We start from the raw sequence: 22,552 nt of genomic DNA, 5'->3' as shown, positions 1-22,552 counted from the left end.
ACCACTCCTGCATATGCTTTTCCCTGCCTGTAGAAGAGCTACCACTTGGGTAGAGCTGGCATCGTGGCCAGTCAGGGAACCACAGGGCCTGCCGCAACGCAGCTCGGCGATGGTGCCACCAGAGGAATACCCGCCTCGGTTGCTTCTCCATCGCCTTTTTCAGACCCCGACCAACATCGGGGAAATCCTATATACCTGCTCTAATACCAATGCTCCCCTCGCTCCGAACCCTGGCCGCTTCCCGTCTGGATGTGCATAAGCGCATCAAGCAGCTCAACGCGAACCGCTCTGTTCGCACCCACACGCGTACCTACAAAGACGGCAGCACCAAGCTAGTGAAGCGCTATGGTCCCCGCGTTATCTGCGACGGGGCGAAGACGCTGTTCGTGGAAATCCTGCTCCCGCGTGCCCGGGCCGAGGCCCAGAAGATGCTGGCCACCCCGCTGCTCTGGGATCAGCTCGTGACGGATACGGGCTACACGAGCCCGCGCATCGAGGCCAACGGCCGCGAGCTAGGGGAGGCCCGCGACATGTGTGCCCGCACCACGCGCAACCACCTGCAGCAGCTCAAGAAGCACGGCTTCGTGGTGGACTATAAATTCCGCGGCAGGACCCACAGCTACTGGTTGTGGGTAAACCCTGCCCTGGTGTGGGAAACGCCGGTGGAAAGCCTAAAAACGACCCTGACGGGCCGTTCTAAAACATCCTCACAGCCCCTTTCTTTATCCACAAACGGTAAATATTTTCCACCTAATGAGGTTCTTGAAACACTAGAAACTCAGATAAGGAAAGTCGTTCCAGTGGATAAAATGCCACTCCAACCCGCGCAGGAACGGACTGGAACCCCCTTACTGGAACCACAGGGCCACCGCGAAGGGGCAGGCGACGCCGGCCAGGCGTCGAAATCTCGGTACAGGGGGCGCGCCGTGGCTCGGGCGGCCCGAACTACCACCGCGCCGCAGCCCTCGCCAGAAGCCACAGGAACGGCCCGTGTGGACCGCTTCGTCGTCGAATTCTGGGCCATGGCCAAGCAGCTGCTCTACCCAACCCACCAATTCACCGAGCAGGAAACCCGCAAGATCCTGCGCGCCATCTGGCTGGGCCAGTACAAGCCGGCCCTGATGGCCGCGGCGCCGGCGAAGTGGGACCAGGTGCACCGCATGCTGCTCGACCGCGTCGAGCTGGTGCGCCACCACCTGCAGCTGCACCCGGAAGTGTACCTGCCCTTGCCCTACGCCATGGTGCAGGCTGGCGCCGGCTACTTCGACCAGGAGAATACGCATGGCTTTGCTGGCACGCGCTTGTGGCTGGCCCGCAAGATGAACCGCCCCAAAGGGGGCCTTACGCCCCTGGACCGCGCCCTGCAGCTGGCCGAAACCGAACTGCGCCAGCGCCAGAGCCTGGACCGGGGCGAGAAGGTGCCCGCCTCAGACCGGGCCAAACGCAAAGACCTGCTGGCCCTGCACTGGTACCACCGCACCGAAGTCAAGCGCCTCGGTGGCGCCGAAGGCCTTACCCTCTACCATGCCCGCCTAAGCATGCTCGGCCTGGCCACGTCGCTGGCCGCCAGCGCGCAGGCTTAACCTAGATTTTTTCACCTCACATCTTTTCCACGATGAATACCCAGCAAGCCCGCTCGTCTGCTCCCCCTATCAACATGCGCCAGAATGCCCTTACCCGCGTTTGGGTGGTGTGGAAGGACGGCAATAAGAAGCACTTCACCTCCTTCGATTCCAGCGGCCGCTACCAAGTAGAGTCTCCCCGCGAATACGGCATCCGTGGCCTGCGTAAAATGGTCGAGAAAATGGGCTCCACGGTCAAGGAAGCCATCCTCTACGACAACCAGACCGGCAAGCAGGAGGAGGTGTGGGTGAAAGACGGCGTCTGGAAATGAACCTGCGTCAATACGACCAGGTGCTACAGCTGCACCAGGATGAAGCCGTGGCCTTATGCCACTCGCTCCGGATGTACCACCAGGTGCTGACCTACTACAGTGGCCACCGGCGGCTCTACGTGCTGGAGTTGCTCAGCGTCGAGCCTACGGCCCGGCTGCTGCGCCAGCTGGAGCGACTCACTGCCGGCACGTGGCCACGTGATAAGATGCGCCGGCTAAAGCCCCGGAAGTGGCGCCTGCAGGTGCACGAGGTGGTACTCCTGAACTCGCTCTATATCCAGACCTGGATTTTCTCGGCCCAGGATGCTCATGATGTGCCTTTTATGAACCTGCTGGCCAAGGTGAACTCGGCCGCCCACAATGTCAAACAGTTCTTCGAAATCGTCTGATGAAAGCGAGAATGCCCACCTCCGCTGGCCAGGATCCGCGCCGGCAGCTGCAGCCCAGCACCAGTGGCCCGCTGCTGCTCGAGCACCTGAGCGACGAGGAGGGCTGGGCGGTGCTCACCGAGCAGGGCCGCCAACTCAACCCCTTCCTGCGCACGGCGCCGGCGCTGGCTTACTACCTGGCCCGGGAGAAGCTCGGAGCCCATGTGACCAACCTGGAAGCCCTGGGTGCAGAGGTGCTGCAGCGGATTGCCCGTGGCGAAAAACGCTCAGCCATCTGGCAGTAGGATAGTTGTACTCTGATGCTAAAAATATATAGCCTCATGCTGGCTCAGCATGCGGCTGTTTTTGTTCGCGGGCGCTGCTGTAAACACCAATTTGAACCTTTGGCATAGCGTTGGAGATTGGCTATATTGTTCGGCTGCGAACACTGTATAATTCTAAGATCTATGAAGAGACAAATACCCCCTCCAGTACCCGTTTGGGTAGCTGGCCTGGAGTCCTTTGGGCCGGTGTGCGCACGCGCTACGTTTGCTTACTCTAATCCTCCGATCCTGTGAAAAGCCTCCAGATTCCCGTTAAACCGCATGTGTTAAAATATCTGCAGTTCTTCCTCGGTGAGGAGTACAGCTTATCGGAGAGTGACCCCTACGGCCTGATGCTGTTCAACCTGCTGCGCCGGCCTGTATCCGACAGCCGTAAGGACGAGGTAGTGGCCAAGTACACGGGCCGCTTCGCCGTGCACTACGGCAGCTACAGCCCCCAGCAGTTTGGGTTGAAAAACCTCACGGGCAAGACCGTGTATCAATTTAACAACTTCGTGCATAGCCTGATCAAGCTGGATCTGCACTGCTACGTTGACCTGATGACCGACCACGGCAATCAGGTCAAGTACTCCATCGAGTGCTTCATGCGCAAGTATGGCTTCGAGGAAAGTGACATTGCCTATGATACCCTGCTCAAGAGCTACCAGCGCTTTGTCGAGGAGCGCAAGGCGTCAAAAAAAAAGGCCGCGGCCGTGACTCCCCGCAAGGCACTTAAGGACCTGCAGAAGAAACTCACGACGATGGTGGCCACCACCCACCTGTCGGCCGCGGCACCGCTCCACGTGAGCCTCTAACAATCGCTCAAGCGTTTGTCCATTTCACTAAAGCGTTTGTCCAGAATTTTTTACCATTTGTCCAGTGCCTGAAATCACCTCTGATCCGTTCGGTCTGCGCAACATCGACCAGGTGGTCGACGAAAACGTCGCCGGCATCGAGTCGGCCTGGTACACGGAGGCCGGCAACATCCTGAACTGGTCGGACCTGGGGCCGCTGCTCATCGAGCAGGACTTGGCCATGAAGCAAGGCACGGTATGGTACCAGCTCGTGAGCGTGCGCCGCTCGGTGCGCTACAAGCAAAGCGGCAAAGACCTGGGCAAGCACGGCTCCATCTGGGTGCACAAGCTCACCGGGGCGCTGGCTCGACACACCGAGGGCCTGGCCGGCGGCCTGGAGACGCTGGAGGGCCGCAAGCTCGTGTGCCTCTACCGCGACCAGAACGGGCAGGTGCAGCTGGTGGGTACGCCGGAGCACCCGCTGACTTTCGCCGACGTGTTCGACAGTGGGGCTGAGCCCTTCGGCTCGCGCAACGGCTTCGACTGGACCCTGCAGGGCGAAACGGCCCGCCGGGCCCGGCCCTACCGCGGTACCTGGACCGTGTGCGGCCGCGGCCTGCAGTACGCCGTGGTGCTGCAGCAGGGTGGCAATGGCTCGGTGCAGCTGCGCACGGCCGGCGGCCGGCTGCTGGCCACCGTGGCCGCCGGCAAGACGGTGGTGCTCAAATCCGGTTTCAAACTTACCTACACCATTGCCTGATGGCCCTTCTGACGCCCGACGCCTTTCTCAACAAGTGGAAGGACCGCTTTGCCGACAACGACACGTTCGAGATTGACGAGGCCGACCTGCGCGAATTCTCGGCTGATATCAAGGACTCCTTCGTGTTCCTGCGCGACCTGCACACCAACAAGGTGCGCGGCTCCCTGAAAATCGTGCGCGACCTGGACTTCCGGGCTGCCCTGCCCCTGAGCGTGCTCACCATCGGCACGCCCTGCACCGTACTTAACGCCGTGACCGGCGAGGAGGATGATGCCGGCAAGGTGGTCGGCATCAAGAACTACGTGCTCGTCACGGCCAGCAGTGATGATCCGGACCGCCTGCTGCTGCCGGCCGACCCGATCATCAACCTGGGCATCAACGCCGTGAAGTGGGTGCTGGCCGACAGCAAGGAGGCTGCGCTGCCCAACGTGTCGTACTTCGACCCGAACCGGGCCAAGTACGAGCTGGGTGAAACGGTGAAGTTCAGCCTGAACGGCTACGTCGATTTCTACGAGCCCAAACTGCAGCTGGTCAAGCCGGCCGGCGGCACCATCCCGGCCCCGATCAGCGGCCTGGACAACGACGCGAACTGGCGCCTGGTGGGCGGGCTCTCGCCCTCGCCGCTTTACAGCAACGTGACCTGGGCGCAGCTGTATCAGCTGCAGGGTGAGGAAGCCTTTGGCCCGGGCCGGGTGTATTTCAAGTATGACCCGACCGGGGCTATGCCCGTAGTGCGCCTCGAGGCCTTGGACGGGGCCCGGCTCGATTTGAAGAACGCCCGGCAGTTCAATGCCGACTACGGCACCTGGGACCGGGGCACCTTCGATCTGTATAACGACCAGTTTGTCCCGGATCCCATAGGGGAGGTGTCGAACACCCAGGCCCGGCGCATCCGGCCGCTGGAGCCCGCGGTGTCCTACACCAGCGTGGAGCTGGCCAACGAGGAGGCCGATTACGGGGATACGGTAGAGGCCGTCGGCACGGGTCAGGTGCCCACGCTGGTGCTGCGCGGGGGCGTAACCTACGCCACCAAGGGACTGATGGTGAACTGGAACCTGCTCACCGATAACGGCAATAAGGTCATTACCTGCAAGGTGGTCGGTAACAGTCCCGAGGGCCGCTATGGGGGCGGGGCTATTTCGGTTACCGGGGTAGATTCCGACATCATCGTCGAGAAAGACCTGTTTCCGGACTTTGGCAATGCTGTATATCAGACCAACGGCACGCTGACCCACCGGGGCAAGCTGCGGGGTAATGGTTCCTCGCAAACCATGCTCTACAGCCGGGGCGGGGTGTTCCGGCACCTGGCCGGCCCGGTGCGACTGGGTGGCTCCGTTGGCTTTGACGTAGCTGGTACGGCCGACGTGCTGATCAAGGCCGACACGGAAATCCTGCAGGCCTTTCACCGGCTGGTGGACTGCAGCGGGGCCGCGGCCAAGATCCGGATTGAGGGCGGCAGCCGCTACACGGGCCCTTCCTATGCCGCTGGCTACGTGGTGGTGCTCACGGCCGGCGAAGTGACGCTGGCCAACGGCACCTACGACAACACGCTCTCCAATACCGCCGGGGCCCAGCTCAGCGGCGGCACGCTGATCCTGGACAAGGGCACGCTGGTGGGCAACATCGTCGGCTCGGGCGGCACGGTGATGCTGCGCAATGGCGGCAAGTGCCTGGGCGCTATTTCGGCCGATATCGTCGTGGTGAATCAGAACGGCGACAGTGGCGAGCCCGTGGACCTGAGCGACTACTACACCAAGGTGCAGGTCGATGGCAAGGTGGCCACCGTGCGCACGACCATTGCCCAAAGCACGCTGAAGGCGGCCGACTATACGTTGGACCTGGCGGATGCCGGCAACATTGTGCCGGTGAATGCTGGTGCAGCTGTAACTGTATGGGTACCGACGGATGCGGCCGCAAACTTTCCAGTCGGCACCGTGCTCGAAATCGAGCAGCAGGGAGCTGGGCAGGTCACGGTGGCCGCCGGAGCTGGCGTAACGCTCAACGGCTACGGGGGGCTGAAAACGGCCGGCCAGTATGCCTCGGTGGGCCTGCGCAAGGTGGCGGCCAATACCTGGATTCTGAAAGGAGGCGTCGCATAATGGCCGCGCATAGTTTATATCGGCGCACGCTGCTGGCAGCGCTATCGGCTGGGCCTCCACCTCCACCTCCAGTTACCGTTGCCGGAGACACTGAATATGAGGCCTACCGCCAGCGCGTTGAAGCCGATGGGGGAACCATCATCGACCCGACCTACACGCGGGGCTGGTTCCGGCTCACGGTGCCGCGCGGGCTGTATGCCAAGTGCGCCACCTGGTACGACGCGCTGATGGGCATCAAAGTCGTAGGCGGCGTAGTGGTGAAGCTCTATTGTGTGCAGAACAGGACCAATATGACCGGCTGGGACTACGTGTCGCACGTCCCCCCCGTCGGCAGCCAAGGCCCGGCCCCGCTCTGGGTTAGCTCAGGGCTGAATTCGCGGCCTGAAATCCGCTACCGTTCCGGCGAATTGAGCCGTCAGGAAGTCGATTTGAGTGGTTCCAACAACGTGCATTGGTTTACCCTGAGCCAGGTTAATCAGACCTATGGCTTTATCGTTGAGCACTCGAATAACTACGCCATCAATGGCACGATAACCACGCTGCGGGAAGGTGACTTGATATCGGGCATTCAGCAGCTCGATAGCGGCAATGCGTGTCTGGTCTACGACGCTCGGCCTCAGGGTGTGCCATACCTGATTAGCTCCTCGGCCAACCGCAACCGCACCAGCCAACAAGTGCGTCAGCGCGTGAATGGGACGCTAAGCACGGTGTATCCCTTCAACGGTAGGAGCACTGGCAACTTCCCTAGTTCTTACCTGGCTATCGGTGGGCGTTCGGACATTGCCAGCTACCGCCTCGACAATAATTCATTTGTCAATGTGGCTGGGGCCTTCACGGCCGAGCTGTCGGAAACCCACGAACAGGAAATAGAAGCATTCATCCGCGCCGGGTATGGCTATACCGGCATTTAAACTTGCGCACCATGCCTTTACTGAAACCTGAAGTACCCATCATTGAGATGCCCGTATCCGACCGCATTTCCGGCGACACGCGTATCAAGCAAAAAGCCCGCTTTGTGTCTTTCAATCACTTGCAGGACCTCAATGGCCGCTGTGAGGCCCGGATCACGGTCAACGTGACGCTGCACGCGGCCGATGGGGACGGTTTTGGTCAGCCCCTGACCGGATTAGGCTTTATGTCCTACAACGCCGACTTGGTGGCGGACAACAACACCGTCGTGGATGCCTACGTGCCTACAACCTATTTCCGCTGACGCCCCTGAGTACGTTGGAGCACCAACTGCTCCAAGTAATGTCAGCCCTGGAGTTAGAGCTGGATAAGTACGAGCCTCGAAACGAGGAATAAAAGCATAGCCCTGGCTGCCCTCCGCATACTGGGAGGTAGTGTCCCCCATCGCTCTTTTTAACGAAAACGACCCTTTCAGTGAACGGTGCGCAGGTGGCTAACTGTAAGTGAGGGGGTGTATCTTCCGGCCTTATGCGTGCTTCTTTCTTCCTACTAGCTGCACTAGGTGCGTGCACCACCCAGCGCGTTTCGGTTCCGGCGGCGTCCACGTGCCATGTGATGTGGGAAAAGGAGCCCATCGAGTACGCCGCGGCAGACACCACGTCAGCCGCCTATGCAGCCGTGCAGGACTTTACCCAGCACCTGGGCGCCCCGTATGCGCTGCTCTACATGGTGACTGTGTCAGGACGCCCCAACCAGAGCCGTTGCCTACGCATCATGCAGCGCGGCCCAGACCGGTTTACGGTCTACACCTACCGGCGACCAGGGCAGGTGGATAGTACCGACTTTTCCAGTTCAGCCCTGGGAAAGCTTGTACCCATCCCTTCTGGGCACTTTACCACCCTGTGCCTGGACTATCGTTCCGCGGTCCGGCAGGAGATGCTCTGGGTAAAGCAAGGCGCCGTCACCACCTGCAGCTTAGCGGGCGAATTTGCTGATGTGCAGGTGCCCCATCCGCCTGGTCCATCCTTGGAACCCCTGGCCGGGGCCCGCACCAGGGAAGGAGTGCCCTTTTTACTACCGGCGGACAGCGTCGTATTGCAACCGGCCTTGAACCTATTGCACGAGGTGAAGGACTTGAAGTGGTAATCAATATCTCTTCCTTTCACTATTCGGACCGTTTTAATGAACACAATGCGGATTTATGCGACAGGGTAATCCTAGCGAATTTTTCGGGGGCGTACCCATAGTTGGGTAATGGAATCCCCTCGGATGAGATAATAATTTTCGTTTGTCCCGAAGCGCGGAATGGCTAACGCTTCTATACCCATAGAATCCTGCCGCAGGATGCAGATAGCGTTCGCGAAAAAAGGCTCTCGTGCGAAAAGGGAGTCCAGACGAGGCTCTTGCCGCAGCTTATGGCGAAAGATGACTGCATTGGTATAGGTGGCCTCATACTCTACGCTGCCCCTTTCAGGGATTTCTCTTACGGTGCCGGTAGGTGCTCCTTGCCGGTAGGTCGCTAGGCCAAATCCTGCTACTAGGCCTAGCAGGAGAGCCCCAATAATCCGCCAGGCAGTTGCTGAAATAGTCATTTTTCACGGTAAGTCCTTAGCAGGCAAAGCTAGTGTGAAGCATAAGCCTAAATAACGCTCGTTTTTCTGAACCGCCACCCAGGTGTACCTATTAGAGCGGCAAAGTAGCGCTACAGCCCAGATTGAGTTTAAGAAACTGGTTCACTTTTCAAAGTTCACGAAACTCAAATTGTCGATGAGTTTCGTGAACTGTTCGCGCTACAGGAATCTTAGGTAAGCCCCACCCGCAACGGTGGGGCTTTTTTGTGTCCTTTTTGCCCGAGGTAGGCGGTGGCAGTTTTGCTGCATGACTACTCTACAGATCTGGGGCACAAGCTACCGAGTGCCCACTACCTGGAACGAACTCACCCGGCCCCAGTTACTGGCCGTGGTACGAATTCTCTACGGACCAGAAGGCCAGCTGCCGCGGCCGCTGTGCCTGCTCAGTGTGCTCAGCGGCGTGTCGCTGGCCCAGCTGCTGCAGCTGCCGGCCGTGCAGTGCGTGCAGCTCTATAGCGTCACCGATTTTGTCTTCGACGAGGAGCAGTGGCTAACTCAGCAGCTGCTGCCGGTGCTCAAGGTTGGCGTCAACAAGTACGCCGGCCCGCGCAGCGTGCTGGGCAACGTGCTCTTTGGTGAGTTCATTTTCGCCGACACCTACTTCCGGGCCTGGGCCACGGGCCGCTCCGCGCAGGCCCTGCACTTGTTCCTGGCCACCTTGTACCGGCCCGTGGTGCCCGGGCTGAGCCCCAGCGACCCCCGCTGGCAGGGCGACCAGCGCCAGCCCTTCAATGAGCACCGCCTGGAGTACTTCGCCGCCAAGCTCCAGCACCTGCCCGACGACCAAAAGCTGGCCATCACCACCTGGTACCGCGGCTGCCGGGCCCAGCTCGAGCAGGAATTCCCGGAAGTCTTCGACGTGCAGCAGCAGGAAGCCGGCGCCCGCCAGGATGGGGGCGACTGGGGCCGGGTGCTACGCAAGCTCAGTGGTGGCGCCTTCGGTACGCTCGAGCAAACCGCCCGCCAGCACGTGCGCACGCTGCTGGCCGAGATGCAGGACGCGGCCCGCGACTACCAAAAAGCCCTCAAGAACTCCAAACGCTAAGAAGTATGCTTCTCCGTCACTCGCACTACATCGGCCTGCTGCGCACGCTGGCCACCACCCACAAAAAGATTCAGCATACCGAGGCCTTGCCCCGCTTCGTGCGCATTGTCGTCTCCCAGGACCCGACCATGCGCCAGGTCGACATGCACGAGCTGATCAGCAAAATCACCGGCCGCCCCAGCAAGTCCCGAATTCCGGTGGGCAGCCAGGTGCTCGTGGCCGAGTCGCTGGTCACCGACTACCTCGATAACGGCGGCGACAACCGGCAGCGGGTGCGCTTCGGCGCCTTCCTGGTGCTAGTGCAGGTGCCCAGCGCTACCGACCACGACGCCATCGAGCAGGCCCTGGACGCCACCGAGCAGACGGCCGAGGAGCTGATGGGTGCTATTGAGCACGCCCTGCAGGGCCAGGTGAAGGTGCGCATCACCCCGGGCAGCCTGGGCGGCGAGTCCATCGGCCCGCTGGGCGACGGCACCTGGTACGGCACCCGCCTGGACTTTCAATTCACCACGCCGGCTTCGGCCGCGCTGACTTACAACCCCGACGCTTTTACGGCTTAACCCATGGCTATTAAACTGCTAAAACTAAAGTGGTTCGGCGCCGGCGTCTTCCAGGACCCGGATACGCCCCAGGACTACGGCAACCTCTACGAGGCCGAGCGCTACGAATTCGATACGGCCACCAGGAAAGTCACCTTCACCAACGCCAGCGGGCCTGACGTCGGGCGTAATACCTACCGGCAGAACCTGGGAAACAACGACCCAGACCCGGTGGACGTCAGCTGGCCCCTGAACGTGCCCTTCTACTCCGAGTTTGCCGGCGCGATCTGGTCCGGCTACTACCACGATGGGGAAGGGGGCTTTACCATTACCGAAGTCGTGCTCCAGGCCACGGCCGTGGCCACGTCGGCCACATGCTTCGGCTTTGCCGATGGCAGCATCGTGGTCACGCCGGCCGGCGGCACCGGCGTGTGGAGCTACGAGTGGGCCGATGGTCCCATTACCAAGGACCGGGCCGGCATCAAGGCGGGCATCTATAGGGTAACCGTGCGCGACGCTAACTTCACCCAGGTCGAGGTAGAAGTAGAGGTCAAGCAGAGCCCCCAGCTGCAGGTGCTGCTTAAGAAAACGCCCGACTCGGTCATGCTGGAGGTCTCCGGCGGCGTGCCGCCCTATAGCTTCCTGTGGGACGACGGTCCCACCACGCCCGGGCGTACCAAGCTGGGCACTGGTTCCTACGCCTGCGTGGTGACCGACGCCCAGCTTTGTCAGGCCGAAACAGTGGTCTTCGAGGTCATCGAGAACAACTTCTTCTGGTCGGGCAACCCCATCACGCTGCCGCTCGATGCCGGCGACGACTACCGGGCCGACCCCTCGACCAAGCCCAACCTGAGCTTTATCTGTGAGGTCTGGATCGAGCTGGAGTACGGCAGCGACGTGTTCGTGCAGGTTGGCAGCACGCTGGAGCAGCCGGCCGACCGCCACGGTCGCACCACCTTCCAGGTGCAGCAGCTGCTGGCCCGCTTCCTACAGCACCACGTGCCGGCCGTGGGGCAAACCGCCATTACCCGGGCCGATGGCCTGTTCAAGCGCTTCTACCTCAAGCACGCCGAGGTGTACGGCACCCCGCCCGTGCGCAGCGGCACGACCAGCCTGGTGCAGAACTACGTGGCCCTGGGGGGACTGAACTTCCACGAGCAGCAGACCCGCACCTGGTTTAACTACTTCACAGAGGCCAAACCCTTCCTGACCTGGGAGGTAAACCCTAAGCCGGCCGCCGCCGACCAGCCCGAGTTTCTCTACTACCTGGTGCCCTCGCTGCAGGTGACCAGCTTTGCGCCGCGGGTGGCGGTAACCTTCAGTGACGGCAGCCAGGAGGCCTTCCTGCTCGACACCGTCTTCGGCGCCGGCCTGTTTGAAATCTACTGCATCCCCGCCGGCTTTCAGCAGCTGGGACTTTCGGACCGGGCCGCCAAGCAGGTCGTCAGCTGGGAAGTATCCGTTGTCGACGAGGACGGCGTGCTATTAAGTGAAAAACGGCACTACGTGCTGGATCGGCGGCCCGTAGCTCAGCGTCGGTACCTGCTCTACGCCAACTCGCTGGGCGGCATGAACACTTATGTGGCCACGGGCGAGGCCGATCAGGAAGCCGAGGTCACTGGGGAAGAAGCCCAGCTGGACCTGGCCCTGGACTACGACCCCCTGCGCGGCGACACAGCCGTGCAGGAGCGGCAGCTGCGCCCCGTGCTCAAGCTGGCCAGCGGCAAGCACCTGACCCGGGTCACGATGTACGGACTGCAGGACTTGCTGCTCAGCCGGCGCGTGCTGCTGCGCAACGGCCTGCGCTGGGTGCCGGGCTTTCTGAAAACCAAGCAGGTGCCCATCGTCAGTGAGGGCAAAGCCATCCAGACCCTGGATCTGGAGTTCTACCTGCCCCGGGAGAGTTTCTTCACCCCGTACCTGCCCCCGGTACCGGCCAATCAGCCGGTGCTGCCCGTGGGCCCAGAGAGTGGCGCGCTATGATCCGGCTGAAAACCCGTGCCGGCGGTCTGGACCTGACCGCCGGCAGCATTAATATCGAGCTGGCTAATCCGTACTTCAGCTTCGACTCAGTGCCGGGCACGACGACTTACCCGTTCTCGATCCCGCTGACGGACAACAACGCCGTGAAGCTGAACTTCCCGCACCTGCGGGCGGAGCAGGGGCAGAAGCCCGCGCCCGAGCCGGTGCGGTTCATTATTGAAAACCTGCTCTGGCGCCTGGGCAGCCTGGTGTACCGCGACTTCGACGAGGAAAAGCAAACTCTGCAATACCACTTCGTGGCTGATGCCACGGACCTGCAGACCAAAATCGACGGCTTGTCGCTGGCCACCATGGACCTGGGCTGGGTGCCCTGGACGGTGACGCCCACCGCGGCCGACTATGCCCTGCCCGTGGTGCAGAACACGGCCTTCTTTGGCGACAAGAATCCGGGCTATAAGGGCTACCTGAACTACTATACAAACGGGGAGTATAGCGCCGTCAGTAGCCCGAATGAGCACTTTCTGACCCCGTTTCCGCGGCTGATTCCCTTGCTGCGGCGCGTGCTGGCCGCGCTGGGCTACACCGTGAGCGGCTCCTGGTTGGAGGATCCAGAAGCCCAGAAGCTGGTCGTCTACTCCGACCGGGTGGCTCAGCCCTCGGCCGATGGCCTGCTCCAGCTCAACCGCCACGTGCCTGACATGGGCCCGGGTGAGTTCCTGATTGCCCTACAGAAAGTGCTGGGCCTGGGCTACGACTTCAACCCGGTGCGCAACGAGCTGCTCATTACCCGCCTGAAGGACGTGGTGGCCGACCAGGCCTACATCGAGCGGACCGGCGGCGCGGCCCGCAACACGCCGGCCGAGCAGCTGGGCTTTACCCTGCAGTTGCAGCTGCTCGACGACGAGCTGAACAAAACCCTGGACACGAGCTGGAGCCAGTTCAAGGTCGGCGCCGGTAAAACGGTCATCGACTGCAATGCCGGCACGCTGCACATGGTCCGGGCCAAGGACCTGCTGGAGCCCGACGCCCGCCAGTGGCTCACGCCGGCGGTGTCGGCTAAGGGTGCCGCGCACGTGTTCGAACTCGGCGACGACAGCCGGGCCGGCCTGGCCCTGCTCTTTGACCGCGGCCTGCAGCCCGACTCCACCGGGGCCCTGTACCCGCTGGCCACCAGCGGGGCCCAGACCTGGCTGGGCAGCAGCATCGGTACCGACACGCTGCACTGGGCTGGCCCTAAGGGTCTCTACGAGCGGCATCACAAGCCCTGGCTCACCTTCCTGGATAGCGCTGGCACGTCGGAGCGGGTGATGCAGTTCGACGTGGCCGACCTGCTCACGCTCTCGCCGGCGCGCAAGGAGATGGTGGGCATGCGCAAGTTCCTCTGGCAGAAAGTCTCGCTGAGCATTCCCACCACCAAGCGGCTGGAAACGGCCCGCTTTACCTATCGCACGACCCTGTTATGAGCGAAACCCTCAACCTGCAGGCCTCCGAGAAGGAGCTGGCCCTGCGCTGGCTCGACATCACCGTCGAGCGGTTCCAGGCCAACATGCGCCAGCTGCGCATCAAGGACACCGGCGCGCTGCTGGCCAGCTTTAAAAAGCAGGTCATCGGCTCGGCCGAGGGGCGCCTGCAGCTGCAACTTTCCTACGCCCTGTATGGCAAGTTCGTCGACATGGGCGTGGGCCGGGGCATGGGCGCCAGCGTGAAAAAGGGCGACGATGGCTATGACCGAATCCGCACCAGCCGCGGCCGGCTGAAGCGCTATGAGCGCAAGGCCCGCAAGTGGTACTCGAAGGAGCTGGCCTACCAGACCAAGCGCCTGGCTGAGCTGATGAGCGAGTTGCACGGCACCATCCTGATCAGCGCCGTGGCCGATGCCCTGCCCGAAACCGTGGAAATTACCTTTTAAGTGCATGCGACAGAACCCACAACCCGAGTCGCTCCGCAGCCTGCAGATCCAGCAGACGGTGCTGACGAAGAATCTGGCTGCTCAGCCAGCAGATTCCCCCGAGTTCCTGGCGTGTGCCCAGGAAGTGCAGCAAGTCGCTGCCACAATTATCACCCTGCAGCAAGGCCGGAACGGCCGCTAACCCCATGGCAGAGAATAGCGAAGAACGAAAGATAAAAATCCTGCTCGATGCGGTGCAGCCCAACGCATCGATTAAGGAAATGACCGCCGGTGCCAGCCTGATGAACAATCAGTTGGCGAAAATGAGTGCGGACGACCCGGGCCGGGCCAAGCTCCAGGATGATTTTGCGCGGCTCACGGCCCGCATCAACGAGGCCCGGGTGGCACAGCGCACCATCCTCAAAACCACGGAGGAACTGGCCGAGGAGCAGCGCCAGCTGCAGGCCACCACCGAGAAGGTCAACCAGGAAAACCGCGAGGTAATTCTCAACGGCCAGCGCGTGTCGGCCACCTTCACCGAAATGAAATCGGCCGGCCAGCTGCTGGAGAAGCAGCTGCACGACCTGGCCCAGGATGACCCGGGCCGGGCCAAGCTGCTGCAGGACTACCATGCCCTGCAGGACCGCATCGGCGCCGTTAAGCAGGAACTGAACGGCATGAAAAAGGGCCTGGGCGACGCGACGGAGAGTGGCGGCTTCTTGAAGCAGACCATGGCCAGTGCCCTGGGCGTGTTCACGGGTATCGGGCTGGCGGAAGTGGCCCAAACCGTGGGCGGCTTTTTGAAGGACTCGCGCGAGGAGTTCCAGGCCAGTGCCCGCATCACAGCCGACCTGCAGGCCACGCTGGAGAGCACCAAGATGGTGGCCGGGCTGACGGCCGACGAAATCACGCGCATCGGCGAGGCCCGGGCCAAGGTCACCTTGTTCGACGACGACGAGACCAACCGGGCGTCGTCGCTGCTGCTCACGTTTACCAACATCAAAAAGGGCGTTTTCGAGGAGGCCGTACCCGCCATTCAGGACCTGGCCCAGAAGATGGCCGGCGACGGTCCGGCCGACCTGAAGGGTGCCAGCATTCAAGTGGGCAAGGCCCTGAACGACCCGGTGAAGGGCATCACGGCCCTGACCCGGGTAGGGGTGACCTTCACGGAGCAGCAGAAGGAGCAGATTACAGCCATGGTAAAAGCCGGCGACACGGCCGGGGCCCAGAAGCTGATCTTGGCCGAGCTGAACAAGGAGTTCGGCGGCTCGGCCGAGGCCGCCCGCAAAGCCGCCGGCGGCATGGCCACGCTCTCGATGCGCTGGGGCGAGTTCAAGGAGCAGGTCGGCGAGAAGGTGTCGGCCGCCCTGGACGTGGCCAGCCAGTGGCTGGGCCGCTTCCTAGACAAAGCCGAGCCCATTGTGGAGGTGTTCAGCGACTTGTATGACGAGGCTGCCAAGTACGTCGGCACGCTGTGGGATATTGCCGAGAGCCTGGGCCTAGTATCGGAGAAAGGTGACTCGGCCGGCTTCGTGGTCAAGCTGCTCACGTTTCTGTTCACGTTGCTGCTGGCCCCGGTGAAGGCAGGCTACGTGGCCCTGAATGCGCTGGCCAACGGCTTTATTGACCTCTATAATACGAGTGAGGTGTTCCGGGGCGGTGTGGGCGGTCTGGTGGAAGTCTTCAAGCAGGTGGCCCTGTCGGCCTGGAACTTCCTGGGCGGCGTGGGCGACCTGCTCGTGGGCATCTTCACGCTCGATACCAATAAAATCAAGGCCGGCCTGAGAGCCACCTTCTATGGGGTGGCCGATCTGACTTATAAGTCCGGCATCAATGCCGCGGAAAACTTCGCCAAGGGCTACGCCGACTCGAAGGACAAGCGCATCGTGCGCAAGGCCTCGGCCACGACCAATGAAAGCGAGGGCATGGGCGGGGGCACCACAGCCGCTCCAGACGGAGCACCGGCTGGGCCTTCGCAGAAGGAGCTGGAGAAAGCGGCCAAGGAGCGCAAAAAGCTACAGGACGCCGCCGACAAGGCCCGGCTGGAGGATATCAAGCAGTGGGTGAAAGAGGAGGGCGACCTGATGAGCGGCCGCAATGCGCTGCTCACCCAACTCGGGGAGCAGGCGATGAATGATGAGATGCAGCGCCGGGAACTGCAGCGCCAAAAGCTCTTTGACGACGCCACTAAGAAAGTCGAGCAGCTCACGGGTCTGGAGCTGGACCACACCGAGCAAGTCATAGCTATCGTCGCGGAGCGGGACTTGGCCTTGCGCGAGTTATCGGCCAAGTACGCGGCTGAGGAGGAGCAGCGGCGTGTTGCCGGCATCGAGCAGAAGCGGGTGCTACTGGAGGCGGAGAAACAGGAGAAGTTGGCCGAGCTGGAACTGAAGCTGGCCGATGGCACGCTGAGCCAGGAGCTGTATGAGGCTGCCATTTTTGCCGTCAAACAGTCAGCCGCCGAACGGGATCTGGCCCTGCTTAAGGAGAAAGCCGGCGTAGAAACGGCCGAGTATAAGAAGGCCAACGCCGAGAAGCTGCGCGACCAGGCGGACTTTGCCAGCAAGAAAAAAGGCATCGATGCGGGCCTGGCCAAAGAGGAAGCTGCCCTGAACAAGCTGCGCAAGGTGCTGGCCTCGGAGGAGGTGAACATGCTGGTGGAATTCTTCGGTAAGAAGTCCGCTATTGGCAAACTGGCCATGGCCGCCCAGAAGGCCCTGGCCATTTCGGAGATTCAGATCAGCCTGACCAAGCAGATGATGGCCAACGGCGAAACCGGCGCCAAGATATCGGCTTATGCCCCGCCGGTGACTGTGCCCCTGGGCGCAGCCTACACCATCGGCGCCAACATCCTGGCCGGCGGCGTCGCGGCCGCCTCGATATCTAAGGTGCTGGGGTTCCGCTCCGGTGGTCGTACCAGCGCTGGGGGTGGCAGCCCCTTGGATATGGCCGGCCTGCAGATAGCGCCCAACGGGGAGCTTCTCGATCAGGATGGTTTTGCCGTGGCCGGCCTAGTGCACAAGAATGAGTACGTCATTCCGGAGTGGATGCGGTCGGATCCGAAAGTGGTGCAGGTTGAGCAGTGGCTGGAGACCCGGCGCCTGCAGGGACGGAACACGGGCTTTGTTGAAGGCGGCCGCACCAGTGACGACGGCAGTGTGGTGGATCCGGTAGAGGAACTGCCTGGCTCGGGCGACGTGGTAGGGTTGCTCCAGCAACTGGTCGACGGCCAACGCCGGCAGGATGAGCGCATCAACACCTGGGCCAGCGAGCTGCGTGTGGTGCAGGATACCATCGGGCTGAGCAAGGAGCTCGACGTGGTCAAGGAGGTGCAGCAGAATAACGGCATCACCGGCTAAGAAGGTGTTCGAATTAGAACTCTTTTCCGAACGCTTGAACCACCCCGCCGGAAGGTCCCGAAAACGCTGTTTTTTGGGACCTTTTTTGGTAGGGTAATACGAACACCCTCGAATTCTCAGAAAAGTCTCATGTATGAGGAGTGTAGGCAGTTGAAAGTTCATAGATTTGAAAACCCTCAACTCTATACTAGCAGCCCCTATGGATGATTTTAGCATCAGACAACTTCTTAGCCATGTAAAAGATGGTTTGCTCAGAATTCCAACATTTCAGCGAGGGTTTGTGTGGGACGCAGAAAAGGTTGCTTTCTTGATGGACAGTATATATAAAGGCTACCCTATCGGCTCCCTGTTAATATGGAGAACACGGGAGCAGTTAGATTATGATCGAAAACTGGGGCCTTTTGTATTGCCTACGCCAAAAAAGGAATATCCTATAGATTATCTATTGGACGGCCAACAGCGTGTTACTTCAATTTTTGGTGTTTTTCAAACTGAGATTCAACAAGACGAGCGAGATAGCTCAGATTGGATGAATATATATTTTGATCTATATGCAAAATCAGATGCTCAAGAATCTCAATTTGTAGCACTTGCACCCGATCAAGTAGAGTCTCCAAGGCACTTTCCACTCAAGCTGTTTTTCAATGTAGGTGGCTTTGGCAAGGCTATGAGAGGGTTACCTGAGGATTTAGCATTACAAATTGATGCTGTTCAAACAAAGTTCACAGAGGCAAGGATACCCGCTGAGCTACTAACTACAGACGATAAAACAACAGTTGCAATTGTCTTTGAACGGGTCAATCGCAGAGGAGTACCTTTGGATACTCTTCAACTTCTTACAGCATGGACTTGGAGCCAAGAATTTCACCTGCAGAAACAATTTGAGAATCTGACTTTAGACTTAAAACCATTTGGTTTTCAAGATGTCGGTGATGATAGCAACCTCTTGATCAGATGCTGTTCAGCGGTACTAGCTGGAAATGCGTCAACCGATACATTAATGAAGTTGAATGGTGCTTCTGTTAGAAGTAGGTTCAATGAGGTTGAGAGTGGCTTGAAGGGAGCGGTAGATTTTTTGAGGAACAATTTACATGTCTATTCCTTGGAAAATTTGCCATCACCATCCATTCTGATACCTCTAGCAGTATTCTTTGCTACACCTAATGAGTCCCAGCTTCGAGTAAATCATACGCAGAAGTCAGCTATCATACGTTGGTTCTGGCGAACATGCTTTAACAGGAGGTATAATAGTCAGCCAGCAAAGACTATACAAAGCGATATCGAGAGCATGCTCAAATTAAAAGCGAATGAGCCATCTAATCTTGGCATTTTTCCATATAACCAAGCTACACCAGAGTGGTTTAAGTTGGAGCAATTCCGAGTGGGTACTGTATTCACGAAGACATTCGTTTTACTTCTGGCCCAAAAAAAGCCATTGACGTTCATTAGTGGTAGCCCTATATCATTAGCTTCGACATTGAAGAGCTATAATAAAAATGAGTTTCACCATCTATATCCGAAATCCTTTGTAAAAACTCTGTCTAATCCCAGTTATGATGTTAACTGTTTAGCGAACATCTCATTCATGTCTCGCGTGGACAATAATACCTTAGGAGGGGTTGCACCTAGTGTTTACAGGGCTAAAATGGAGCCAAAGCCTGAAGTTCAGTTCAAGATTCTGAGTCATGCATTCTGTTATCCTACGATATTTAATGACGATTTTAATGCCTTCATTGATGAGCGAGCAACGCTTTTAGCAAATGAAGCAAATCGATTAATGAATTAGTATAACGATATTTTAAATATTGTCAAATATCGAGGCTGTGTCTAGATGAATATTAAAAAATTACCATTAGTAATAGTAGGGGCTAGTCTTTTGCTTATTGGTATATCAATTTGGTGTGTCTATTCACTTCACGATGAGGCTAAAACTGTTTTTGGCGACACAGGAACAGTAGGGGATACAATAGGTGGTATAGCTGGACCTATTCTAAATCTAGCAGGAATGATCATTGTTTACTTTTCTCTGCTAGAGCAGTTTAGGGCAAATAATGATCAAAATGAAGCAATCCGAGTTGAAATCAAAAGATCTAATGACGAAGTGGTTTTAAAATCTACCCAACAAGTGATTGAAGCCGCAAGTCAAGAGTTAGGCATTCAAAAACATAATCTGGATTCTTTGTTGGAAAAGGTTGCATCCTTTGATGAGGACTTAGATAGACGAAGAATTTTGGATCATGTTGATGCTACTAGTGAACTAAAAGATAAACTACAAAAGCTGGATGCAGAACTTGTAGTTGCGGCTTCTATTCTTACCCTAGCCTATAATAGAATAGTTGTAAATTCATTTCCGCAAGAATATAGAACTTATACATTTTATCTTTTCAAACGCATTTGCTTTGAAGGTGTTCCTAATATTATAATATGGGGGCGCTCAACCAAGATGAACAATGATTGGATACCTAACTTTATGAGAATACAAAGGATCCTTATAGCCACAAGATTGATACAGGATGAGATATATAGTGAGGCTTTTGCACTAGGAATTCCTATTCAATGAAGGTAGTCCTTTACGCCCGGGTGTCAACACTCGATAAGGATCAGGACCCAGAAAACCAACTGCTGGTGCTGCGTCGGGTAGCGGAAGCCGCCGGCGATGTGGTGGTGAAGGAGTACGTCGATCAGGACTCGGGCCGCAAATCGAGCCGAAAGGCCTTCCAGCAACTGCTGACCGACGCCGGCAAGCGCAAGTTCGACCTGGTGCGCGTGTGGGATCTAAGCCGCTTCAGCCGGGAAGGCATCCAAGCCGTGTTCGAGCACACCTCGCAGCTGGAGCAGTGTGGTGTGAGCTTCTGGAGCTACTGTGAGCCGATGCTGAATACGGCCGGCCCGATGAAGGACTTCATGAAGGCGGTGCTCAGCTGGGCCGCCGGCTACTACAGTGAGCGGCTGAGCGAAAACGTGAAGCAAGGCCTGGCCCGCAAGAAGCTCAAGGCTGCTGAGAAAGGGGAGGCCTACGTGCACGGCCGCCGGGCCCTGGCTCCGGAGCTGGTCGCTCGGATCCGGGAACTGCAGGCCGAGGGCCTGAGCGTCCGCAAAATCAGCGCGGCCGTCAGCGTGCCGGTGGGCACGCTACACAAGTACCTGGTGAAAGAAGAAAGCCCTGCCAAATAGCTTGTCCTTACCCAAAAACGTCTGGAGCGCGAGGAGTTCACAAAACTCATCCCGAATCCGAGTTTTATGAACTTTGAAAAATGAACCAGTTTCTTGAACTCAAACTGGGCCGTAGGGCTACTTTGCCACGCCAATAGCCCTACTTGGGCAGCAGTTCAGGAAAAGGAGCTTTCCGCTGTAATGTGAAATCTACTTGTAGCGAAACATTATTACCTGCGTGTCAGCCGTGGTAAGTTTCATTGGCACACAACCGCGGGCCCGGAATTGGTCTCTGCGCTCCAGCATTGCCTTTACCTGCCGCCAGTTTTTTACAAGCACCAGGGGGCCGTCGTGGCCGGTGGGACGTACGTAACTTACCATATTATCGAAAGAGAGCTCCTCGGCGTAGTGCGGCGTGGTCGTACGGACAATGGCCCGGGAAGGCAGCCCCTGTTTGTTTCGCTCATACTGCACTTCCTGGACCCACAGCAATTCCCGCACGGCCTGTTCGCCGTCGGGGAGGGATAGGGCCTCCCGCTGGCGCTGTTCGCAGTCAGGAATAGGAACCACAGGGTGGACGCTGCCGAAATACAGCGTGTCGCCGTAGCGGTGGGGCAAGTGCATAAAATAGGCTTCCACGCGCTGCGGCTGGCCCTGCCCATCGTAGCGGTAGCGCCAGACGGTGCCGTCGCCAAGCATGCGGGCCAGTAGCAGCTGCCCGGTGGGACCAAAGAAGCTCGTAATGCCATAACTGGCTTCCGATGTGAAGTAGTCGCCATAATCGTAGTCGGGGCGCCGGGGCCGGCCAACATAGGGGTCATTCGGGGGCAGATGCTGCAGCCGGAGCCCCGGCGTCTGGGCCGTGGGCACACGCGGTTGCCACCACCGCCCGGGCTGGTAGAGCCACGCGGTGTCGGCCGCCCCGGCCAGCGTGTCGGGCGTAGCCAAGTGCCAGTCCCGCCGCGGGTCCAACGGCACGGTGTCGGCCCAGACCACCGGCCTGTCGGGGTTGCTGGTGGTGTGGCTGGTGAAGGCCACCACGGCTCGGGGCAGTTGAGCCCGGCCGGCCGCGTCGTAGTCACAGGTGATCGACCGCAACTGCCAGGTATCAGGGAAGAATTCCCGAAACTCGTTCCAGGGCGGCAGGCGGTGCCGCGCCCGAAAGGAAGCGTCAGGCTTGCGCCAGCGGGCGTACGCTTTGCTACTGAACAGGTCGGCCACCGCCTGCAGGGCGGTGGTCCCGTTTATCTGAATCTCGCGCACGCGGTGCTGGGCGTCGTAGCGGAACTGGTTGCCCAGAACGGGCCCCGAACGGCCGAGTTTGCGGGGCCGCAAGGCGTAGCTATAACGCACCAGGTACCCGTGGGTGTCGTAGCTCAGTACCTCCCGCACCGATTGCCCTGGTTGAGCCGCTTGATGTCGGTTGCCCAGCAGCTGCAGGGACTGCCTGACGTCCCGTTTAAACGTGCGCGTCACCTGGCAGACGCGGACGGCCGCCAAGTCGGGGCGGTACCAATCAGATCGTGGCGCCAAAACCTGGTCGGTGAACCAGCACGCGGGTGCTTGGGGATGCACTTCCTGAGCCTTGGCCGCAACAAGGGCAGCCAGAACGAGCAGGAACACCCGAAAAAGGCGCAAAACCAACATGAGAGTCTCCGGAAAAAATCTAGACGTTCAGCTAAACGGTGGTTCTAGCGAAAGGAGGATAGAGTAGTACCTGTAGTGGACACCCAAGATGAACTCTGCTAGGCAGCGTTGGCGAGCGGCCGCACGCTTACTTGATTTTCAATTCTGGAATCAGCGGGTC

The 22,552-nt window shown here is 59.2% G+C and carries 21 protein-coding genes; 20 read left to right on the top strand and 1 reads right to left on the bottom strand.

The window, feature by feature from the left end; all coding sequences use genetic code 11:
* The first annotated feature begins 209 nt into the window (after window positions 1-209).
* The 20 genes from E5K02_RS10875 (at window position 210) to E5K02_RS10785 (ending at window position 20,766) form a co-directional block, all read left to right on the top strand.
* On the top strand, window positions 210-1,583 hold the full coding sequence (locus E5K02_RS10875) for a hypothetical protein (protein ID WP_135394838.1): 1,374 nt from the start codon (window positions 210-212) through the stop codon (window positions 1,581-1,583).
* Between the two features lie 32 nt (window positions 1,584-1,615).
* Window positions 1,616-1,894: a hypothetical protein gene (locus E5K02_RS10870; protein ID WP_135394837.1), complete on the top strand. Its 279-nt coding sequence runs from the start codon at window positions 1,616-1,618 to the stop codon at window positions 1,892-1,894.
* Window positions 1,891-2,283, top strand: a complete 393-nt coding sequence (locus E5K02_RS10865; protein ID WP_135394836.1) for a hypothetical protein — start codon at window positions 1,891-1,893, stop codon at window positions 2,281-2,283. The genes E5K02_RS10870 and E5K02_RS10865 overlap by 4 nt, the downstream gene beginning before the upstream one ends.
* 11 nt (window positions 2,284-2,294) lie before the next feature.
* A complete protein-coding gene (locus E5K02_RS10860; protein WP_135394835.1) occupies window positions 2,295-2,567 on the top strand; it encodes a hypothetical protein in 273 nt (90 codons plus the stop codon).
* Window positions 2,568-2,869: 302 nt separating this feature from the next.
* Complete coding sequence (locus E5K02_RS10855) at window positions 2,870-3,400, top strand: hypothetical protein (protein ID WP_135394834.1); 531 nt, start codon at window positions 2,870-2,872, stop codon at window positions 3,398-3,400.
* A gap of 64 nt (window positions 3,401-3,464) precedes the next feature.
* Window positions 3,465-4,139 (top strand): hypothetical protein, encoded by a 675-nt coding sequence (locus E5K02_RS10850; protein ID WP_135394833.1) that lies wholly within the window; start codon window positions 3,465-3,467, stop codon window positions 4,137-4,139.
* Window positions 4,139-6,238, top strand: a complete 2,100-nt coding sequence (locus E5K02_RS10845) for a hypothetical protein (RefSeq protein ID WP_135394832.1) — start codon at window positions 4,139-4,141, stop codon at window positions 6,236-6,238. Before E5K02_RS10850 ends, E5K02_RS10845 begins: the two co-directional genes overlap by 1 nt.
* Complete coding sequence (locus E5K02_RS10840) at window positions 6,238-7,149, top strand: hypothetical protein (protein WP_135394831.1); 912 nt, start codon at window positions 6,238-6,240, stop codon at window positions 7,147-7,149. The genes E5K02_RS10845 and E5K02_RS10840 overlap by 1 nt, the downstream gene beginning before the upstream one ends.
* A gap of 11 nt (window positions 7,150-7,160) precedes the next feature.
* Complete coding sequence (locus E5K02_RS10835) at window positions 7,161-7,451, top strand: hypothetical protein (RefSeq protein WP_135394830.1); 291 nt, start codon at window positions 7,161-7,163, stop codon at window positions 7,449-7,451.
* Between the two features lie 224 nt (window positions 7,452-7,675).
* Entirely contained in the window at window positions 7,676-8,293 is a 618-nt protein-coding gene (locus tag E5K02_RS10830; protein WP_135394829.1) for a hypothetical protein, read from the top strand.
* Window positions 8,294-9,025: 732 nt separating this feature from the next.
* Window positions 9,026-9,823, top strand: a complete 798-nt coding sequence (locus E5K02_RS10825) for a hypothetical protein (protein ID WP_135394828.1) — start codon at window positions 9,026-9,028, stop codon at window positions 9,821-9,823.
* Between the two features lie 5 nt (window positions 9,824-9,828).
* Complete coding sequence (locus E5K02_RS10820) at window positions 9,829-10,383, top strand: hypothetical protein (protein ID WP_135394827.1); 555 nt, start codon at window positions 9,829-9,831, stop codon at window positions 10,381-10,383.
* Window positions 10,384-10,386: 3 nt separating this feature from the next.
* Entirely contained in the window at window positions 10,387-12,345 is a 1,959-nt protein-coding gene (locus tag E5K02_RS10815) for a SprB repeat-containing protein (RefSeq protein WP_135394826.1), read from the top strand.
* Window positions 12,342-13,808, top strand: coding sequence for a hypothetical protein (locus E5K02_RS10810; RefSeq protein ID WP_135394825.1), 1,467 nt, complete (start codon window positions 12,342-12,344; stop codon window positions 13,806-13,808). Before E5K02_RS10815 ends, E5K02_RS10810 begins: the two co-directional genes overlap by 4 nt.
* Entirely contained in the window at window positions 13,805-14,254 is a 450-nt protein-coding gene (locus E5K02_RS10805; RefSeq protein WP_135394824.1) for a hypothetical protein, read from the top strand. Before E5K02_RS10810 ends, E5K02_RS10805 begins: the two co-directional genes overlap by 4 nt.
* A gap of 4 nt (window positions 14,255-14,258) precedes the next feature.
* Complete coding sequence (locus E5K02_RS25540; RefSeq protein WP_167856364.1) at window positions 14,259-14,435, top strand: hypothetical protein; 177 nt, start codon at window positions 14,259-14,261, stop codon at window positions 14,433-14,435.
* A gap of 4 nt (window positions 14,436-14,439) precedes the next feature.
* Entirely contained in the window at window positions 14,440-17,592 is a 3,153-nt protein-coding gene (locus E5K02_RS10800; RefSeq protein ID WP_135394823.1) for a hypothetical protein, read from the top strand.
* Window positions 17,593-17,758: 166 nt separating this feature from the next.
* On the top strand, window positions 17,759-19,378 hold the full coding sequence (locus E5K02_RS10795; protein ID WP_206025949.1) for a GmrSD restriction endonuclease domain-containing protein: 1,620 nt from the start codon (window positions 17,759-17,761) through the stop codon (window positions 19,376-19,378).
* Between the two features lie 45 nt (window positions 19,379-19,423).
* Complete coding sequence (locus E5K02_RS10790; RefSeq protein ID WP_135394821.1) at window positions 19,424-20,152, top strand: hypothetical protein; 729 nt, start codon at window positions 19,424-19,426, stop codon at window positions 20,150-20,152.
* Complete coding sequence (locus tag E5K02_RS10785; RefSeq protein ID WP_135394820.1) at window positions 20,149-20,766, top strand: recombinase family protein; 618 nt, start codon at window positions 20,149-20,151, stop codon at window positions 20,764-20,766. Before E5K02_RS10790 ends, E5K02_RS10785 begins: the two co-directional genes overlap by 4 nt.
* A gap of 189 nt (window positions 20,767-20,955) precedes the next feature.
* Here E5K02_RS10785 and E5K02_RS10780 read toward each other — a convergent pair whose 3' ends face one another.
* Entirely contained in the window at window positions 20,956-22,392 is a 1,437-nt protein-coding gene (locus tag E5K02_RS10780) for a hypothetical protein (RefSeq protein ID WP_135394819.1), read from the bottom strand.
* Between the last annotated feature and the right edge of the window lie 160 nt (window positions 22,393-22,552).

The organism is Hymenobacter metallicola, assembly GCF_004745645.1.
In the GTDB taxonomy this organism is placed as follows: Bacteria; Bacteroidota; Bacteroidia; order Cytophagales; family Hymenobacteraceae; genus Hymenobacter; species Hymenobacter metallicola.
Note: the sequence above shows the minus strand (reverse complement) of the source record. Positions and strands in the feature narration are given on the sequence as shown.